17 protein-coding genes are annotated in these 17599 nt (G+C 69.0%); 7 read left to right on the top strand and 10 right to left on the bottom strand.

The features are described from left to right. Window position 1 precedes the first annotated feature (1 nt). The 10 genes from MF270_RS00960 to MF270_RS01005 all read right to left on the bottom strand — a co-directional run bounded on the left by MF270_RS00960 (window position 2) and on the right by MF270_RS01005 (window position 10022). Entirely contained in the window at window positions 2–1504 is a 1503-nt protein-coding gene (locus MF270_RS00960) for a tripartite tricarboxylate transporter permease (protein ID WP_238363979.1), read from the bottom strand. Further along, window positions 1504–1956, bottom strand: coding sequence for a tripartite tricarboxylate transporter TctB family protein (locus MF270_RS00965; protein WP_238363980.1), 453 nt, complete (start codon window positions 1954–1956; stop codon window positions 1504–1506). Before MF270_RS00965 ends, MF270_RS00960 begins: the two co-directional genes overlap by 1 nt. Window positions 1957–1968: 12 nt before the next feature. Continuing rightward, window positions 1969–2904: a BMP family protein gene (locus MF270_RS00970; RefSeq protein WP_238363981.1), complete on the bottom strand. Its 936-nt coding sequence runs from the start codon at window positions 2902–2904 to the stop codon at window positions 1969–1971. Further along, on the bottom strand, window positions 2904–3854 hold the full coding sequence (locus MF270_RS00975; RefSeq protein ID WP_238363982.1) for a Bug family tripartite tricarboxylate transporter substrate binding protein: 951 nt from the start codon (window positions 3852–3854) through the stop codon (window positions 2904–2906). The genes MF270_RS00970 and MF270_RS00975 overlap by 1 nt, the downstream gene beginning before the upstream one ends. 112 nt (window positions 3855–3966) lie before the next feature. Further along, window positions 3967–4875, bottom strand: a complete 909-nt coding sequence (locus MF270_RS00980) for a LysR family transcriptional regulator (protein ID WP_238363983.1) — start codon at window positions 4873–4875, stop codon at window positions 3967–3969. Between the two features lie 199 nt (window positions 4876–5074). Continuing rightward, window positions 5075–5887: a sugar phosphate isomerase/epimerase family protein gene (locus tag MF270_RS00985; protein WP_238363984.1), complete on the bottom strand. Its 813-nt coding sequence runs from the start codon at window positions 5885–5887 to the stop codon at window positions 5075–5077. Window positions 5888–5892: 5 nt separating this feature from the next. Continuing rightward, window positions 5893–6501, bottom strand: a complete 609-nt coding sequence (locus MF270_RS00990; RefSeq protein ID WP_238363985.1) for an NIPSNAP family protein — start codon at window positions 6499–6501, stop codon at window positions 5893–5895. A gap of 19 nt (window positions 6502–6520) precedes the next feature. Further along, window positions 6521–8176, bottom strand: coding sequence for an FAD-dependent oxidoreductase (locus MF270_RS00995; protein WP_238363986.1), 1656 nt, complete (start codon window positions 8174–8176; stop codon window positions 6521–6523). Then, window positions 8173–8991 (bottom strand): IclR family transcriptional regulator, encoded by an 819-nt coding sequence (locus MF270_RS01000; protein ID WP_238363987.1) that lies wholly within the window; start codon window positions 8989–8991, stop codon window positions 8173–8175. Before MF270_RS01000 ends, MF270_RS00995 begins: the two co-directional genes overlap by 4 nt. After that, window positions 8991–10022, bottom strand: a complete 1032-nt coding sequence (locus MF270_RS01005) for a Gfo/Idh/MocA family protein (RefSeq protein ID WP_238363988.1) — start codon at window positions 10020–10022, stop codon at window positions 8991–8993. Before MF270_RS01005 ends, MF270_RS01000 begins: the two co-directional genes overlap by 1 nt. A gap of 155 nt (window positions 10023–10177) precedes the next feature. Between MF270_RS01005 and MF270_RS01010 the strand changes: the two genes are divergently transcribed. From MF270_RS01010 to MF270_RS28325, 7 genes are all read left to right on the top strand, one after another. Continuing rightward, on the top strand, window positions 10178–11863 hold the full coding sequence (locus tag MF270_RS01010; RefSeq protein ID WP_238363989.1) for an FAD-dependent oxidoreductase: 1686 nt from the start codon (window positions 10178–10180) through the stop codon (window positions 11861–11863). Continuing rightward, the gene (locus MF270_RS01015) at window positions 11860–12771 is read left to right on the top strand and encodes an NAD-dependent epimerase/dehydratase family protein (protein WP_238363990.1); all 912 of its coding nucleotides are present in this window, start codon (window positions 11860–11862) and stop codon (window positions 12769–12771) included. The genes MF270_RS01010 and MF270_RS01015 overlap by 4 nt, the downstream gene beginning before the upstream one ends. Before the next feature lie 199 nt (window positions 12772–12970). After that, window positions 12971–13771 (top strand): shikimate dehydrogenase family protein, encoded by an 801-nt coding sequence (locus tag MF270_RS01020; protein WP_238363991.1) that lies wholly within the window; start codon window positions 12971–12973, stop codon window positions 13769–13771. A 20-nt stretch (window positions 13772–13791) separates the two neighbouring features. After that, complete coding sequence (locus MF270_RS01025; RefSeq protein WP_238363992.1) at window positions 13792–14919, top strand: ABC transporter substrate-binding protein; 1128 nt, start codon at window positions 13792–13794, stop codon at window positions 14917–14919. Between the two features lie 81 nt (window positions 14920–15000). Beyond that, entirely contained in the window at window positions 15001–15879 is an 879-nt protein-coding gene (locus tag MF270_RS01030) for a branched-chain amino acid ABC transporter permease (protein WP_238363993.1), read from the top strand. Then, a complete protein-coding gene (locus tag MF270_RS01035) occupies window positions 15876–16856 on the top strand; it encodes a branched-chain amino acid ABC transporter permease (protein ID WP_238363994.1) in 981 nt (326 codons plus the stop codon). The genes MF270_RS01030 and MF270_RS01035 overlap by 4 nt, the downstream gene beginning before the upstream one ends. Further along, a complete protein-coding gene (locus MF270_RS28325) occupies window positions 16853–17599 on the top strand; it encodes an ABC transporter ATP-binding protein (protein ID WP_238363995.1) in 747 nt (248 codons plus the stop codon). The genes MF270_RS01035 and MF270_RS28325 overlap by 4 nt, the downstream gene beginning before the upstream one ends.

Genomic DNA, 17599 nt, shown 5'->3' on the forward strand with positions numbered 1-17599 from the left:
CTCACAGGGCCTTGGCCGCCAGCTTGCGTCTTGCCCGCGTCTTGCCGACCAGGCTCCACCCCACCAGCGCAAGGCTGCACCCGATGAAGGCGACCGACAGCGGCCTGTCCCAGATCGCCCAGATGTCGCCGCGGAAGATCATCAGGGTGCGGCGCAGGTTGTCCTCCATCATCGGGCCCAGCACGAGGCCAAGGATCAGCGGCGCAGGTTCGAGCCGCAAGAACGACATGCCGTAGCCGATGATGCCGAAGGCCAGCACCAGCACCAGGTCCACCACCGCGTAGTTCACGCTGTAGACGCCAAGGCAGATGAAGACGAGGATCGCGGGGAAGAGCATGTGGTAGGGGATGCGCAGGAGGCGCACCCACAGCCCGATCAGCGGGATGTTGAGGATCACCAGCAGCACGTTGCCGATCAGGAAGCTGGCGACGAGGCCCCAGAAGAGGTCGGGTTGTTCCGAGATCAGGCGCGGCCCTGGCGCGACGCCGTGGATCAGCATGACGCCCAGCATCATCGCCATGATCGCGTCGCCGGGCACGCCCAGCGTCAGCGTGGGGATGAAGGCGGTCTGGGTGGCCGCGTTGTTGGCCGATTCCGGCCCGGTGATCCCTTCGATCGCGCCACGGCCAAAGATCGACGGGTCGCGGTGCGACTTCTTCTCGACCACGTAGCTGGCGAAGGCGGCGATCAGGCTGCCCGTGCCGGGCAGGGCGCCGAAGAAGGCGCCGATGCCGCTGCCACGCAGCATCGGCAGGGTCGAGCGGCGCAGGTCCTCGCGCGTGGGCAGCATGGCGCGCATGGTGATATTGCCGGGCGTCACGGCGGTGTTGTCCTTGCGGCCCGCGTTGGCGATGACCTCGGGCAGGCCGAAAAGGCCCAGCGAGATCGCGACCAGCGGCAGGCCGGCGTAAAGCTCGGGCTGGCCGAAGGTGAAGCGCTGCACGCCGGTGCTGATGTCGGTCCCCACGATCCCCAGGAACAGCCCGATGAAGATCGACGCGGTCGAGCGCAGGTGCGAGCCGCGCGACAACATGCCCGCCGCGAGCAGCCCCAGAAGCATCAGCGTGAAATACTCGGGCGAGCCGAAGTTCAGCGCCACCTTGGCCAGCAACGGCGCGCAGAAGGCGAGGATCAAGAGGCCGATGATGCTGCCCACGAAGGACGCGACGGCGGTCATCATCAGCGCGACACCCGCGCGGCCCTGCTGCGCCATCGGGTAGCCGTCCAGGCAGGTGATCGCCGTGTTCGCCGTGCCCGGCAGGTTCAGCAGGATCGACGCGGTAGAGCCGCCATAGGCCGCGCCATAGTAGATCCCCGACAGCATGATCAGCGCATGCACCGTGTCGAGGTGAAAGGTGATCGGCATCAGGATCGCCAGCGTCGCCATGACCCCGAGCCCGGGCAGCACGCCCACCACGGTGCCCAGGAAGACGCCCAGCAGGCAATAGATCAGGCCCCAGGGCGACAGCGCGACCGAAAAGCCAAGGGCGAGGTTCTCGAGCATCAGTAGGCTCCGAAGGCGCGGGCCTGGAAGCCCAGCAGGTGGATGAAGAGGCCAAGCGCGATCGCGGTCATCACCACGGCGACGATCACCGTGTCGCGCAGCCGGGCCGAGGGGTCGGCCCGGGCCGACAGGAAGACCGCCGCCCAGACCGCCGGGACCATGCCCGCGGGCTTGATCAGCACGGTAAAGGCAACGAGCCCCGCCACCACCAGCGCGAAACCGCGCAGGTTGACCGGGGCGGGGGCATCGTCGTCCGGCGCGCTGCGTTCGAAAACGGCGATGGCGAGGCCGAGGCCGATCAGCACGAGCCCGGTGAGGGCCGGGAAGACCCCCGGCCCGATCCGCCGCATCGACCCGAAGTCCCAGCCCAGCGAGGTGACCAGCGCGAAAAGCCCCAGCGCCCCCACGGCCGCGCCGCAGATCAGGTCGATCTTGTCCCTGCGCCCTGTCATGTCAGCCCCCTTTCAGGCGTCGTCCAATATAGCGTCCGGGGTGAATTCCGGCCCGTCATAGGTGATCTTGATGCTGCGGCGCCCGGCCACGATCTCTTCGCGGGCGGCCTCGACCAGGTCGCGGACGGCGCCCGGCACCGCGGGGCACAGGCTGAGCCCGACGGCCGAGGGATCCTCGAGCCCCGGGTGCAGGTTGCGCCCCGGTGCCAGCGTGCCAGCCAGCAGGTCGTCGGTCCATGCCCGGATCGACCAGCCGTGGCGCGACAGGGCGGATCCCAGGAAAACGTCCGGTTCTTCGGCACACCAGTCGCGGATATTGCCGATCTGCTTGATCCCGGCGGCGCGGCAGGCCTCGACCGCGCCGGACCGGCCGTAGTTCAGCATGGTAAAGACGATGTCGGCCCCGGCCTTGGCCTCGGCCGCGATCCAGCGCGCGGCCAGCTCCGGGTCGTCCTGGTTGCCGCAGAAGCCGGTGACAACCTGCGCCTCGGGGTTCGCCGTGCGCACCCCGTCGACATAGGCCGCGCGGCCCTTCTTGCCGGGCGAGATGAAGACGCCCGACAGGTGCCCCACGACGCCGGTCTGCGTCATCGCCCCGGCAAGGATGCCGGCGAGGTAGGCGGCCTCGTAATGCCGGATCGCATAGTTCCAGACGTTCGGCCCCTCGGCCCGGCCGCCGGGCGACAGGAAGGCGCAGTCCGGGTGGCGCGACGCCACCGCGTCCAGCGCCCCGTCAGCCCGGCTGCCATGCACGATGACGCCTGTCGCGCCGCGCTGCACGGCGGCCTCGACCTCGGCCGCCAGCGCCTCGGGGCTGCCCTTGGTGAACTCGACGATGTCGAGATCGAAGCCGCGCGCATCCCGCGCGGCCAGGATGCCCTCGTATCCTTCCTGGACAAAGCCGCGGTCGTTGTGCCGACCGTTCATGACAAAGGCGATGCGGGCCATCAGTTGAACACCGGCGCGCCGGAGACGACCTTGCCCCACTTGGCGACCTCGTCCGCGACAAAGCTTTCCGCTTCGGCCGGGGCGCTGTCGATGTGGAACATGCCCCACTTGGTGAACTGGGCCTTGATCTCGGCGTCCTGCATCGCCTTGTGCGTCGCCTCGTAGAAGCGTTCGATGATCTCGTCCGGGGTGCCGGCGGGGGCCGACAGACCGACCCAGTTGAAGGCGACCACGTCCGGCAGGCCCAACTCGGCAAAGGTCGGGATGTCGGGCGCGGCGGGGGAACGTTCGGGCGTGGTGATCGCCAGCGCCTTGATCGCGCCCGCGTTGATCTGGCCGACGTTCTGGGTCAGCGCGTCGAACTGGTAGTCGATCACGCCCGCCAGCAGGTCGTTCATCGCCTCGGCCGAGCCCTTGTAGGCCACGTGCTCCATCTGCAGCCCGGCCGACATGTTCAGCAGCTCGCCGCTGACGTGGTTCATCGTGCCATGGCCGCCCGAGCCGAAAAGGACGGGCTCGTTCTTGGCCTGGGTCAGGAAGGCCTCGAGCGAGTCGACCGGCGCGTCCTTCGACGCCAGCAGCACGGCAGGGATGTAGCCAAGGATGGTCACGTCGTCGAAATCGGCGACCGGGTCGTAGCCGAGGTCCGGGTAGGTGAAGGGCGCGATGCCGTTGGCCGAGACGTTCGACAGGAAGAAGGTGTAGCCGTCCGCATCCGCCTCGGCCACCTTGGCCGCCGCGATGGTCGAGGCGGCGCCGGGCATGTTCTCCACGATGACCTCGGTGCCGAGGTCTTCGCTCACCAGCGGCGCCAGCAGGCGGGCGACCAGGTCGCTCGACCCGCCGGGGGTGAAGCCGACGACGATGCGGATGGTCTCGCTGGGCCAGTCTTCGGCAAGGGCGGGGGTGGCCGCGAGGGCGGCGACGAGGGCGATGAGGCTGCTGCGCATGGGGTCTCTCCTGGGTGGTGGCCGCCGGTTGGGGCGGACGGGATGCACCAAGCATGCCACGAAGAGGAAACGTTAAAAGCGCAAAGATTCGACAGTAGTGTTCGAAAAAAGGCTACACTTCCGCGCCCAGCTCGGCAAAGGCGCGGCGGAAGGCCTCGGCCAGCTTGGCCTGAAGGGGTTCCAATGTGCCCTTGGCGCGGCTGACCAGCTTGAGCGTCTGGCCCGGCACATGCGGATCGGCCAAGGGGACATGGGCCAGCGTGCCGTCGGCCACGTCGCCGATCAGGTCGACGGCGGCAAGGATCGTGATCCCGGCGCCTGCGCGCACCAGCGCCTTGCGCAACTCGACCGAGTTCGATTCGACCACGATCTGCGGATCGATCCGCGTTTCGGCAAAGGCCACGTCCAGCAACACGCGGATGCCGCTGCCGCGCGGCGGCAGGACCATCCGTTCGCCCACGCAATCGCTCAGCCGCAGGGCGGGGCGGGTGGCCATGGGGTGGCCCGGCGCGACGACGACGCCCAGCGGCTGGTGCATGCTGGCCAGCGTGATGAGGTCCGGATCGCGCGGCAGGTCGAAGCTGAGGCCGAGGTCGGCGTCGCCCTGGCCGACCATGCGCACGATCTCTTCCGACGGCTGGGTGTCGATCTTGAGGTCCAGCAGCGGGTGGGCATCGCAGAACTGCGACACGATCCGCGCGACGAAGGACGACATCAGCCCCGAGGCGGCGACCAGCCGCACCGTGCCCGCTTGCAGGCCGCGCAGGTCGCGCAGCCGGGCGTCCATCAGCGCCAGCTCTCCGTCCATGCGGCGGATGTGGCTGACCACGACCTCGCCCGCGCTGGTCAGCTTCATGCCCCGCGGCAGGCGGTCGAACAGCGGCATGCCCAGCGTGCGTTCGCATTCGAGGATCTGGCGGTTCACGGCCGAGGGCGCGATGTTCAGCGCCTCGGACGCCTTGCGGATCGACCCGTGGCGCGACACGGCGTCGATATAGGTCATGAGCTTCGATTTCAGCATGGTGGGGTCCTGGGTCCCGGGCGGCCAGGCTCAGGATGCACCATCCGCGCTGCTTGCGCCATGGCAGGGCGAACTGCGGCGCGGCTGCGGATCTGGCGCCCGGTTCGTCGCCAGGGACTCCTGTCCCGGGACGGGAATGGTCCAGCAAAGGTGAAAAGGCCCGAGCGCCGCCCATCCGGCCTTCGGGGCCGGGGCCGTGTCAGCCTGCGCCGTCGACAAGCTGCCGGGTGCGGGCGAGGGCCTGCGCCACCAGCGCCTCGACGCCGATCTCGGCGGCCAGCGCGACGTTCGGCACCTCGACCGAGACCGGGATATCCGCCGGAAGCCGCGCCACGATGGCGGCCAGGTCGATGCCGCCCGTTCCGGGGATCAGCCGCGCCGTACGGCCCAGCGTCATCATCGCCACGCCGTCCGGGTCGTAGGGCACCGGCCCGTCGCAGATCTGCACGTAGTTCATCATCCCGCGCGGCAGGGCCGAGACCTCGTCCAGCCTGCTGCCGCAGCGGTCGAAATGCAGGCAGTCGAACAGGATGGCCGCCGCCGGATGGGCCGCCGCCTCGACCAGTTCGCGCGCATCGGCGATGGTCCTGATCCCCGTCCAGGGCATGAATTCGAGATCGGCGGTCAGCCCGTAGTCCCAGGTCAGCTCGCACAGCCGGCCGTAGCTGTCGGTGATCCGCGCGCGGTCGGTGTCGTCGCCGGCGACGAGGATATGCGCCGCACCCAGCGTGGCGATCCGGTCAAGGAAGGGCCGGAAGCTCTCGAGCTCCGTGTCCGGGCCCAACCGGATCATCTCGGCATCCGACATCTGCAGGCCGGTATCGGCCAGCGCGGCCTTGACGCGCGCAAACAGCCCATCGTCCGTCAGGATCGGCGGAGGCGCATCGCCTGGCCCGGCGGGCAGCAAGCGAAAGCTCATCTTGTCAAAGCCCAGTCTGGCGGCCAGCTCGGTCGCGGCGACCGGGTCCAGCCCGTTGGCCGTCAGGTAGGCCATGGAATAGGAACGGGTCATCGGCGTCACCTCAGCGGCGAGAAGGCCATCGGCAGCGCGATGGTCGACGTCATCTCGGGGGTCAGCCAGTCCGGCCCGCCCTTGGGCGGCCACTTGCCGTCGGCCACCGATTGCGCGCGCGCTGCGCTGCGCGCCTCGAGCGAGGCATAGGGCCAGACCTGCGTCAGGCGCGGCGCGCCGTCGATGCCGTACATGGCGATGGCGCAGCGCGAATAGGCGTCGCGTTCGGGCAGGGCGGCCTGCCATTTCTCCATCGTGGGCATCAGCCCGTTCAGCCGCATGCGGTAGGTGCGCAGCTCGTAGACCGGACCCAGCGCGCCGGTCTCGACCGGCCCCATGAAGTCGAGCGGACGGAAGCTTTCCACCTCGTAGCCGGAAAGCCACTCAAGGCAGCCAAAGGGGTTTTCGGCCCGCGCCAGCCGCTCGCGCTCGGCCAGCAGCGCCTCGGCATCGTCGAAGGCGCGCAGCAGATAGACCTCGTTCAGCGCGCCGATGTCCGAGAACCAGGCGCCCAGCAGGGTGCCGGCGCCCTTGTCCAGCCAGGCCTCGATACCCGCGGCTGCCTTGCCGGCGCCGAAGATCTCGGTCCGTAATGTCGCGATCTCGTAGAACATGTGTCGTCTCCCTTGTGTGTCAGTCCGCGCCGCGCGCCAGGTCGCGGCCGGCGATGTAGCCGAAGGTCATGGCCGGCCCGAGCGTGATCCCGCCCGAGGGGTAGTGCCCGCCGAAGATCGAGGCGGCGTCGTTGCCGGTGGCGTAGAGCCCGTCGATCACGCGGCCGTCCTCGTCCAGCACACGGGCGCGCGTGTCGGTTCTGAGCCCGGCAAAGGTGCCAAGGCTGCCGGGCACGACCCTGACCGCGTAGAACGGCCCGCGCGTCAGCGGGCGCAGCGACGGGTTCGGCGCGTTGAACGCATCCCCCTGCACGCGGTTGTAGGGTGAGGCGCCGCGCCGGAAGTCCGGGTCGCTGCCCGTCTCGGCGCCTGCGTTGAAGCGGGCCACGGTGCCGACCAGCCCCGGAAGGCCCAGTCGCGCGGCCAGCGCCTCCAGCGTCCGGGCGCGGGCCAGGTAGCCGGAGGCAAGGTGCGGCCGGTCGGGGAAGGGCCAGGGCTTGACCGCACCGATCCCGTAGCGGCGACGGGCCTGCGCATCGGCGATGATCCAGGCGTGATCGGCCCCGGTGCGAAAGAGCGCGGTCATGAAATCGTGGTAGCTGTCCGCCTCGTTGACAAAGCGCTGCCCGTCCGGGCCGACCGCGATGATCCCCGGCTTGGCGCGTTCGACCAGGTGCGGAAAGCGGGCCGGACCGTCCTTGCCCGGCACCAACGACACCGGCGCCCAGGCGCCCGCGTTGACGGTGTCGCGGGTGATCCCGGCGCCAGCCGCCTCGCCAAGGCGCAGCCCGTCGCCGCTGTTGGTCTCGGGCGCGGCCGAGTGGTGCCCGGCCCCGGTGGGGGCATGGTCGAACATCTCGGCGATGCGGGCGCGGTCATGGGGAAAGCCGCCGGTGGCCAGCACGACGCCGCGCCGCGCGGTTATGGGCGCGCCGCCCACTACCGCGCCGGTGATCCGCGCGCCGTCGCGCATCAGCTCGGTGGCCGGCGCCCCGGTCCGCACATCGACGCCAAGGTCAAGCGCGCTGCGCAGCAGCCGCGCCGCCAGCGCATTGCCATTCACGAGGTAGCGCGACCGGCCGGCGACCGCCAGGTCGACCGCATGCCGCGCCAGCCGCAGCGCCACGTGGGCCGCGTTGCACGGGCTGCGGAACCAGTTGAAGAAGGCACCCATGTCCGCCCCGCTGGCCAGGGCCATCCCCGCGATGGTCGTCGGTGCCAGCGGCGGGCGCAGCCGCGCGGCCCAGGGGCCGAGGGCCCGCGCGTCATAGGGCGCGACCGACACCGACCGCCCGCCCTGCAGGCTGCCGGGCAGGTCGTGGAAATCGGGCATGCGGTTGCCGTCGATCCAGTCCACCTGCGAATGATCGCGGAAGAACGTCACCATCTCGGGCCCGGTCTCGAGAAAGGCGCGGATGCGGGGGTCTTCCACGCGGTTGCCGATCTCGTGGCGCAGATACTCCAGCGGGCCCTCGATCCCTTCGACGATCCCAGCCGCCACCGCCAGCGGGTTGCGCGGGATCCAGAGCCAGCCGCCCGACCAGGCGGTCGTCCCGCCGATCAGCGGCGTCTTTTCGGCGACGATCACGTCCAGCCCGGCGTGGGCAGCGGTGATGGCGGCCGAGAGGCCCCCCGCACCGGATCCGATCACCAGAACGTCGCAAGTCCGGCTCATGCGTCCTCGGGGTCGTCGATCAGCTGGGCAAAGTACTGCGACGCGGGCGCGGCGCTGCCGATGTCCTGCGCGGCCTCGATGAGGGCGGGGGCCAGCGCCGCCATCCGCGCGGGCGTCAGGCGCACGGCGGGGCCGGCGATCGACAGGCAGCCCAGCACCTGCCCGTTGGCCACGCCGCCCGCGCGCACGGTGACGGCCATGGCGCCCATGCCCTCGATGTAGGAATTGACGGCGATGGAATAGCCGCGCGTGCGGGTCTCGGCGATGACCTCCATCAACGCGGCGATCGAGGCGGGGGCATCCGGGGTCGGCCCGTTGCCGCTGGGCGCAAGCCCGGTCTCGCCCACCAGCGCGAGGATCTCGTCGTCGCGCATCGTGGCCAGCAGCGCCTGCCCCCCGGCGGTCGAGGCGGGATGCACCCGCACGCCCTGTTCGCGGCCCGGATCGTAGCGCAGCCCCGAGGTCGCGCCCTGCGCCACGGCGACCCAGGTCAGCCCCTTGCCGTCCAGCACCGACAGGCGGATCAGCTCGCCCGAGATCTGCGCCAGCCGGTCGAGAATCGGCTGCGCGATGTCCGTCACGCCCGAACGCCCGAGAAAACTGAGCCCCAGCGCCGCCAGCCGGATGGTCAGCGCGTAATCGCCCTGGTCGCGTTCCTGCCGCACGTAGCCCAGCCGGGCCAGTTCCCGAAGCGTCCGATGCGCGCCCGACACCGGCATGTCGAGCCGCTTGGCAATGGCCGAGACCTGCAGGCCGGCCGGATGCTCGACCAGAAGCTCGAGCACGGCGAGGGATTTTTCGAGAACGCTGGACATCAGGTGACCCTTTCTGGCTGGACCGGCGCACCGCTCGCGCCCGAGCGCTTGATTGCGTCGATCACGGCCATGTTGGCAACCCCGTCGGCCAGGGTGATGGCGGGGTCTGCCTCGCCGCGCACGACCGCGCCGAAATGGGCCAGCTGGGCCACGTAGGGGTCGTTGGGCGTATAGGCAAGCGTCTGCGCGGTCATCGGCTGGGTCCAGTCCGGCGTGCCGGGGTGCCGCCAGAGTGCGAGGCCGGGCAGCGACAGGGCGGCCTTGGTGCCGCTGTAGAAATGCGCCTCGGCCGGGTGGGCGGGAAAGCGGGCGAGGTTTTCGCCCGCGGTCACGTCCCAGGCCCAGGGGCCGGCGCCCCGGTCGGTCAGGGTCAGCGTCGCCAGTCCGCCGCCCGCAAAGGACAGGATCGCGCCCGCCGCATCCTCGACCGGCGCGCCGCGCCCCGCGTTGCTGACCAGCGCCCGCACCTCGGCGACCTCGCCCCAGAAATGGCGCAGCAGGTCGACTTCGTGGATCAGGTTGATCGACAGCGGCCCGCCCGAGCGCGGGTCGCGCCGCCAGGCCACGTCGAAATAGGCATCGGGCTTGGTGAGGGTCGAGATCACGGTCGCGGTGACCAGTTCGCCCAGTTCGCCCCCCGCGATGGCCTGCCGGGCCCGCGCAATGATGGCGTTGTGGCGCCGGTGATGGCCGACCAGCACCGGCACGCCCGCCGCCTGCGCGGCCGCGATCATCGCCCGCCCGTCGCCCAGGTCATTGGCCACCGGTTTTTCCAGCAGGACAGGCAGGCCAAGCGACATGGCCTCTTCGAGCAGCGGGCGGTGCAGGTCGTTCGGGGCGGCAATGACCACCGCGTCGATGCCCCGGAGATCCGACAGCGCGGCGCGAATCGGCACGCCGAATGCCGCGTCGCCCGGCAGCCCGGGGTCGACGACGGCGCCCAGCGTCATCCCCTCGGTCCGCGCCAGCGTCTCGATATGGGTCCGCCCGATGATGCCCGCACCGACCACCGCGATCGTCAAGTCTGCCATGTCCGCTCCTCCTTGCTCAGGTGGCAGGTTAAGCGGGAGCGGCAAAAAATGAAAGATATTTTAAAACTTGAAACACTTTCCAAACTTTGCGACGCTGCGTGAACTTGCCCGGATCGGGAGGATTCGGGCGCTGGATGCGAGGGGAGGGGCCGGACATGGCAATGCGCGAAAGCTACGACGTGGTGGTCGTCGGGGCCGGGGCCGGAGGGCTGGCGGCGGCGGTCTTTGCCGCGCTCGAGGGCGCACGCGTTCTGCTGATCGAAAGCACCGAATACGTGGGCGGGACCACGGCTTATTCCGCTGGCACCACCTGGGCCCCGAACACCATGCTGGCCGCGTCGGTCGGGGCCGAGGACAGCCGCGAGACCGTGCTGACCTACCTCGACCGGGCCGTCGGCAACCGCAGCCCCCGCGCGCTGCGCGAAGCCTTTGTCGAGGCCGCGCCGCGGGCGATCGAGATGCTGCATACGCGCACGGTCGCCAGGTTCCGCGCCCGGCCACACCACCCCGATTACCTCTCCGAGCTCGAGGGCTCGACCGCGAAGGGCCGCGCGCTCGAGCCCGAGCCGTTCCGTGCCGATGCGCTGGGCCGCGACCTGAAGCTCATCCGCCCGGCGATTCCGGAATTCACCATTCTTGGCGCGCTGCAGGTCGACCGTGACGACATCAATCACCTGCTGTCGATGGGCAAGTCGCTGAAATCTCTGGCCTATGCGGTCCGGCTGATCGGCACCTACGGGCTGGATCGGCTGCGCTACGGCCGTTCGGCCCGGCTGGTCATGGGCAATGCGCTGGTCGGGCGCCTGTTGCTGGCCGCGAAACAGGCAGGCGTGGAGGTCCGCATAAACACCCGCGTCACCGGGTTGATGCCGCAGGGGACAGGCCACCTGCTGACCACCGACGCCGGCGACGAGATCGGCGCGACCGGCGGCGTGATCCTTGCCACCGGGGGCTTTTCGCGCCACCCCGCGCGGCGGGCCGAGATGCTGCCCACGCCATTGGCGCAGCATTCGCCCGGCGCGCCGGGGCACACGGGCGCGATGCATGACCTCGCGCTGGCGCTGGGCGCGCGCTACGGGACCGGCGCTGCGTCGAACGTCTACTGGGCGCCGGTCTCGACCCGGCAGCGCAGCGACGGCAGCTGGGCGGTCTTTCCGCATTTCGTCTTTGACCGGTCCAAGCCGGGCACGGTCGCGGTCAATGCCAAGGGCGAACGTTTCACCAACGAGGCGCGGTCGTATCACGAGTTCGCGCTTGCGCAATACGCGACGGGCACCCTGCCGGCCTACCTTGTCACCGACGCTGAGGGGCTGCGCAAATACGGTCTGGGCCTGGTCCGTCCCGGCGCACGCGGCGCCAAGGCGCTGATCGCGGACGGCTACCTGGCCGAGGCCCCAACGCTCGCGGCCCTCGCCGCGCAGCTGGGCATCGATGCCGCCGGGCTTGCCGCGACCATCGCACGGTTCAACACCTTTGCCGAGACCGGCATTGATCCCGATTTCCACCGCGGAGAGACCGTCTACGAGCGCGCCAATGGCGATGCCGATCACGACGGGCCGAACCCGACGCTGGGCCGGATCGGCACCGCGCCCTTCTACGCGGTCAGGCTGATGCCGGGCGACATCGGTGCCGCCACGGGGCTGGCAACGGACGAACACGCCCGGCTGATCGACAAGGACAACCAGCCGATTCCCGGCCTTTACGCCTGCGGTAACGACATGCAGTCGATCATGGGCGGGGTCTATCCCGGCCCCGGCATCACCATCGGCCCGGCCATCACCTTCGGCTACATCGCCGCGCGCGACGCGGTGGCGCGGTCCCGGGCGAGGGCGGCGGCATGAGCCGGTATCTGGTCACCGGCGGCACCGGCTTCATCGGCCGTTGGGTCACCGCGCAGTTGCTGGTCGCGGGGCACGAGGTGCGCATCTTCGACGCCAGCCCGCGGCCCGCGATGCTGGACGACGTGGCACCGGGGCTGGGCGCGCTGCCCGAGTGCGTCACCGGCGATATCGCTGACGGCTCGGTCCGGCAAGCGGCCGAAGGCTGCGACGGCATCGTCCACCTGGCCGGCGTCATGACCGTGGACGCCGCCGCCGACCCGGTGCGCGCGGCGCAGATCAACCTGATCGGGTCGCTTCACGTCTTTGGCGCCGCCCAGGCGCTGGGGCTGCGGCGGCTGGCCTATGTCTCGACCGCCGGGGTGTTCGGCCCGGAGGATGGCACCCATCCGCGTCCCATGACCCATTACGGCGCGCAGAAACTGGCGGTCGAAGGGGCGGCGCGGGCCTATTGCGCCGACCACGGGCTGCCCTCGGTCGGGCTGCGGCCCTACATCGTCTACGGGCCCGGACAAAGCTCGGGCATCGCGGCGGGGCCCTCGGTCGCGCTCGCTGCCGCAGTCAGCGGGATGGAGGCGACGATCCGCTTTTCCGGTCGCGTCGGGTTCATCTACGTGGAGGACGTGGCGGCCGCCCTTGTCACCGCGGTCACCCACGACATGTCCGGCGCCTCTGTCTGCACCCTGGCGGGCGAGACGGCGGAGATGGACCATTTCGTCAGCCGCATCCGTGCCGCCGTGCCGGGCGCGCACGTCGAGATCGACGGGGCGCCGCTGCGCATCCCGGGCGATCTGGCCGAAACGCCCCTGCCGGGGCCGCTGGCCGGGCTGCCCGTCACCGGCATCGACGACGGCATCGCCCGCACCCTCGCACACTACCGGTTGCGCGCCGCGGCGGGAGAGCCGACATGATCGCACCCCATCCGACGAATTGTCCAATCATTGCCCCCGTTGGTCCATTTCCGCGGCGCCCGGCATTGTGCACCAATTCCTGCCACAGGGGACGTCCTGCGACGGGCCGAAGCCAGCGCAGGACCAGGGGAAGAGGGGAGTTGCACCAATGGGCGCCAGGCTGGCGAAAGTACAATCCCGCGAGGCGGAGGATGCCGGCATGACCCTGGCCCTGAATGGCGAGACGCAGGTCGTCTTCATCATCGGCGATCCCATCGCCCAGGTGAAATCGCCCGCGCTTCTGACCGCCCGTTTCATCGCCCGCGGGGTCAACGCGGTCTGCGTGCCTGGCCATGTGAGCGCGGACAAGGTGGACGGCTTCTTTGCCCGGCTGGACGTGTTGCAGAACGCGCCCGGCGTGGTCATCACCGTGCCGCACAAGCAGGCCGCGATGACCTTCTGCGACCACCTGACGGCCCGCGCGCGCCATGCGCACTCGGTCAACGTGATGCGGCGGACGGACACCGGCTGGGTCGGCGACAACACCGACGGGCAGGGCTACGTGCAGGGCATAAAGGCCGCCGGCGGCACGGTCGCGGACGCGCGGGTGCTTCTGGTCGGGGCCGGCGGCGCGGGCGCCGCCATCGCTTACGAATTCCTTGCGGAAGGCGCGGCGCAGCTTGCCATTCACGAGATCGACACCGCGCGCCGTGACGCGCTGATCGCGCGGCTCGAACCCGCCTTTCCGGGCCGGCTGTCCATCGGCAGCGACGATCCCACCGGGTTCGACATCGTCGCCAACGCCACCCCGCTGGGGATGCGCGCGGGCGATCCGCTGCCGGTGCAGGTCAACAAACTGACGGCGGCGCAATTCGCGGCCTGCCCGATCACCAAGCCGACCCGTTCGCCCTTCATCGAGGCGGCGGCGGCCATCGGATGCCAGACCATGCCGGGATTAGGCATGTTCCAGGCCCAGGAGGAGCTCCTGGTAGAGGCTCTTCTGACACTTGAAGCGAACTGAAACACTGAGGGAGGAAAATCATGATCCGTAAACTAGCAATGACGGCCGCAACCGGCCTTGCCCTGACCGCAACCGGCGCATTCGCCGACGTGGTCATCGCCGACGTGGCGGAACTGTCGGGCGCGGGCGCCGCGGCCGGCGCCGTCTGGCACGATGGTGTCAAGATGGCGGTCGAAGAGATCAACGCCGCCGGCGGCATCCTGGGCGAACAGATCGACCTGCGTGAATACGACAGCCAGACCGATCCGCAGAACAGCCGCGCCATGGTGCAAAAGGCGATCGACGACGACGCCTATGTCCTGCTGGGCACGGTCTATTCGTCCTCGACCGTCGTGAACATGCTGGTCGCCCAGCAGAACGGCGTGCCGCAGCTTACCGGCTCGGAAAGCCCGACGATCACCGCCAAGGGCAACCCCTACATCTTCCGCACCGCCTTTGGCGCGCAGAAGGGCCTGCCCAAGCTGGGGACCTACCTCAAGGACGATCTAGGCGCGCAGAAGATCGCCGTGATCTGGGCCAATACCGAGTTCGGCAAGGGTGGTCATGACGCCTTCATGGCCGTGGCCGAGGATCTGGGCCTCGAGATCGTGGCCGATGTGCCGACCGAACAGGCGCAGGTCGACTTTGCCGCCGACGTCGCCAAGCTGGCCTCGGCCGGGGCCGACGCCGTGTTCTCGTACATGACCGAAGAGGAAAGCGCCCGCTTCCTGATCGAGGCGGAAAAGCAGGGCCTGGGCCTGCCCATCGTGGGCGACACGGTGATCGCCTCGCAGAAGGTGATTGACCTGGCCGGGGAGGCCGCCAACGGCGTGGCCAGCCACGTCGGCCTGACCGCCGAGGCGCCGGTGCCCGCGATCCAGGAGATGGCCGCGAAGTTCCAGGAAAAGTTCGGCTACGGCGCGGATCACAACGCGATCAAGGGCTACATCGGCGCCTACACGGTCAAGTACGTGACCGAGCAGATCGGCGAGTTTGACCGCGAGAAGTTCGCCGAGACCATGCATGGCCTCTGCCTTGACGCCGCCTCGCACCCGGGCGTTCTGATGGATGTCTGCTGGGACGAGACCGGCGAGATGAGCCGCGCCAGCTTCCTGGTCGAGGTCGTGGACGGCGCGCAGACCATCACCAAGACGCTGCCGGCCAACTAAGGCCGCGGCCGGGCCGCGCGTCAGTCGCGCGGCCCCTCACTCGCACCGAAACACCGCTGAACCGGGAGGCGCGGGCGCATCATGTCCGAATTCATCCAACTACTCCTGTCGGGCCTGTCGTCCGGGTCGATCTATGCCCTGGCCGCAGTCGGCTTTACCCTGCTTTGGCAGGCCTCGCAGACGATCAACTTCGCCCAGGGCGAGTTCGTCATGATCCCGGCCTTCTTCGTGCTGGCCCTGTCGGTCAAGCTGGGTTTCCCGGTCTGGCTGGCCATGCCGCTGGCGATTATCCTGTCGGTCCTGATCCTTGGCGCGCTGTTCAAGCGGCTGATCGTCGAGCCGATGCACAAGCACGGCACCATCCCGCTGGTCATCGCCACCATCGCCCTCGGCATCCTGCTGAAGGAAATGGTCAAGGAGTTCTACTCCCCCCTCGGCCAGCCCTTCCCGAGCCTTTTTCCGCAGGATGTCTTCAGCATCGGCGGGGCCGCGATCTCGATCCCCGATATTGCCAATTTCACCATCGCCATGGGCACCATCGTGGCGCTGCAACTCTTCCTGTCGCGCACCCGCACGGGCCGTTCGATGCAGGCCACGGCGCAGAACCCGGACGTGGCCGAGATCCTGGGCGTCGATATCAAGCGGATGGTGATGTACACCTTCCTGATCAACGGCGCGCTGGCGGCCATCGCCTCGATCCTCATCACGCCGGTCTATCTTGCCAAGTTCTCGAACGGAGAGGTCCTGGGCCTTGTCGCCTTCATCGCGGCCATCGTCGGCGGGTTCAACCAGATCCGCGGTGCACTTGTGGGTGGGCTGCTGCTGGGCGTCGTCGACAACTTTTCAGCCGCCTACTTCAGTTCCGAATATCGGCAGGCGCTGCCCATGATCCTGCTGATCGTCATCATCCTGGTCCGGCCGCAAGGGCTGCTGGGCACGTCGGAGGGCCGCACCGTATGACCCGCAAACATGTCCATATCGCCTTTGCCGTGATCGCGCTGGCGCTGCTGATCTTCGTGCCGCTGGGGCAGAAGAACTACATCCTCTACGTGCTGACCTCGTGGCTGATGTTCTCGATCGCCGCGATGGGGCTGAACCTGACGCTGGGCTATGCCGGGCAGATTAGCCTTGCGCAGGCCAGCTTCATGGGGATCGGCGCCTATGTCACGGCGCTGATCACGCTGGCCGGTTACCACTGGGTCTTTGGCTGGCTGGCGGCCATGGGGCTGACCTTTGTCATCGGCCTGTTGCTGGGGTACCCGGCGCTGCGGGTGCAGCACCATTTCCTGGCCTTCGTCACGCTCGCCTTCAACACCATCGTCTTCCTCGTGCTGAGGAACGAAGACTGGCTGACCGGGGGCAACCACGGCCTTGTGGGCATGCCGCGGCCCGATTTCTTCGGCATCTCCACGGGCCGCAACCTGCAATTCTACTACTTCGTGCTGGTGCTTTTCGTGATCTCGGCCGGGGTGTTCTTCTGGATCGTCAACTCGCCCTGGGGCCGCGCCTTCAAGGCGCTGCGCGAGAACCCGGTGCGGGCGGAAAGCCTGGGCGTCGACACCCGCCGCATCACCTTGCTGGCCTTTGCCATCGGCTCGGCCTTCGGTGGCGGGGCAGGGGCGATCATGTCACCGCTGGTGCAGTTCATCGAGCCGGGCAGCTTCGCCCTCATCCATTCGCTCAAGATCCTGCTGATGGTGGTCGTGGGCGGCGCGGGCTTCTTCTACGGGCCCATGCTGGGCGCCGCCGTGGTGATCCTGCTGCCCGAGGTGCTGCGGTTCACCGACGGCTATTACCTGATGATCTACGCGGCGCTGGTGATCGTGCTGATGGTCTATTCGCCCTCGGGCCTCATCGGCATCGGGCAGAAGCTGATGCAGCAGATCCGGCCTAGGCAGGAGGTCCGCAAGGACATGGCGAAAGGAGCGCAGCTGTGACCGATACCGTTCTTTCCGTGCGCGGCATCTCAAAGTCCTTCGGCGGCATCCAGGCCGTGCGCGATGTCAGCTTCGACGTCCAGAAGGGCGAGGTGCTGGGGCTGATCGGGCCGAATGGCTCGGGCAAGTCCACGTTGTTCAACTGCGTGCTGGGCCAGCTGCGTCCCGACAGCGGGCAGGTGACGATCAACGACCACAAGGTCGCCAACATGCGCGCCTCGCATCTCAACAAGCTGGGTGTCGGGCGCACCTTCCAGCAGCTGTCGGTCTTTCCGCAGATGAGCGTGCTCGACAACATCATCCTCGCGGGGCAGGAGCACAAGGGGTCGATGGCCTCGCGCCTGTTCGGGCCGTCCGATGCCGGGCTGACCAGGGCGGCGGACCAGATGATCGCCTTCTTCCGGCTCGAGCACCTGCGCGACGAGATGGCGGGCAGCCTGTCCTATGGCCAGCAGAAACTGGTGGATGCCGCCATGGCCTTCATGGCCGGGCCGTCGCTGGTGCTGCTGGACGAGCCGGCGGGCGGGGTCAACCTGACCATGCTCGGCAGCCTCAAGGACCGGCTCGAGACCTATAACCGCGAACACGGCACCACCTTTGTTGTGATCGAGCACAACATGGAATTCGTCATGTCGCTGTGCACCCGGATCATCGTGCTGGCCGAGGGCGAGATCATCGCCGAGGGCGCACCGGAGGAGATCCGGGCGAACCAGCAAGTCATCGACGCGTACCTGGGGGGCTGA

Origin of the sequence: Mesobacterium pallidum, from assembly GCF_019966535.1 — a bacterium.
Lineage (GTDB): Bacteria > Pseudomonadota > Alphaproteobacteria > Rhodobacterales > Rhodobacteraceae > Mesobacterium > Mesobacterium pallidum.

Bases quoted from the DNA above. Each gene is read 5' to 3' on its own strand.
- MF270_RS00960 (WP_238363979.1), bottom strand. From the start codon at position 1,504: ATGCTCGAGAACCTCGCCCTTGGCTTTTCGGTCGCGCTGTCGCCCTGG.
- MF270_RS00965 (WP_238363980.1), bottom strand. From the start codon at position 1,956: ATGACAGGGCGCAGGGACAAGATCGACCTGATCTGCGGCGCGGCCGTG.
- MF270_RS00970 (WP_238363981.1), bottom strand. From the start codon at position 2,904: ATGGCCCGCATCGCCTTTGTCATGAACGGTCGGCACAACGACCGCGGC.
- MF270_RS00975 (WP_238363982.1), bottom strand. From the start codon at position 3,854: ATGCGCAGCAGCCTCATCGCCCTCGTCGCCGCCCTCGCGGCCACCCCC.
- MF270_RS00980 (WP_238363983.1), bottom strand. From the start codon at position 4,875: ATGCTGAAATCGAAGCTCATGACCTATATCGACGCCGTGTCGCGCCAC.
- MF270_RS00985 (WP_238363984.1), bottom strand. From the start codon at position 5,887: ATGACCCGTTCCTATTCCATGGCCTACCTGACGGCCAACGGGCTGGAC.
- MF270_RS00990 (WP_238363985.1), bottom strand. From the start codon at position 6,501: ATGTTCTACGAGATCGCGACATTACGGACCGAGATCTTCGGCGCCGGC.
- MF270_RS00995 (WP_238363986.1), bottom strand. From the start codon at position 8,176: ATGAGCCGGACTTGCGACGTTCTGGTGATCGGATCCGGTGCGGGGGGC.
- MF270_RS01000 (WP_238363987.1), bottom strand. From the start codon at position 8,991: ATGTCCAGCGTTCTCGAAAAATCCCTCGCCGTGCTCGAGCTTCTGGTC.
- MF270_RS01005 (WP_238363988.1), bottom strand. From the start codon at position 10,022: ATGGCAGACTTGACGATCGCGGTGGTCGGTGCGGGCATCATCGGGCGG.
- MF270_RS01010 (WP_238363989.1), top strand. From the start codon at position 10,178: ATGGCAATGCGCGAAAGCTACGACGTGGTGGTCGTCGGGGCCGGGGCC.
- MF270_RS01015 (WP_238363990.1), top strand. From the start codon at position 11,860: ATGAGCCGGTATCTGGTCACCGGCGGCACCGGCTTCATCGGCCGTTGG.
- MF270_RS01020 (WP_238363991.1), top strand. From the start codon at position 12,971: ATGACCCTGGCCCTGAATGGCGAGACGCAGGTCGTCTTCATCATCGGC.
- MF270_RS01025 (WP_238363992.1), top strand. From the start codon at position 13,792: ATGATCCGTAAACTAGCAATGACGGCCGCAACCGGCCTTGCCCTGACC.
- MF270_RS01030 (WP_238363993.1), top strand. From the start codon at position 15,001: ATGTCCGAATTCATCCAACTACTCCTGTCGGGCCTGTCGTCCGGGTCG.
- MF270_RS01035 (WP_238363994.1), top strand. From the start codon at position 15,876: ATGACCCGCAAACATGTCCATATCGCCTTTGCCGTGATCGCGCTGGCG.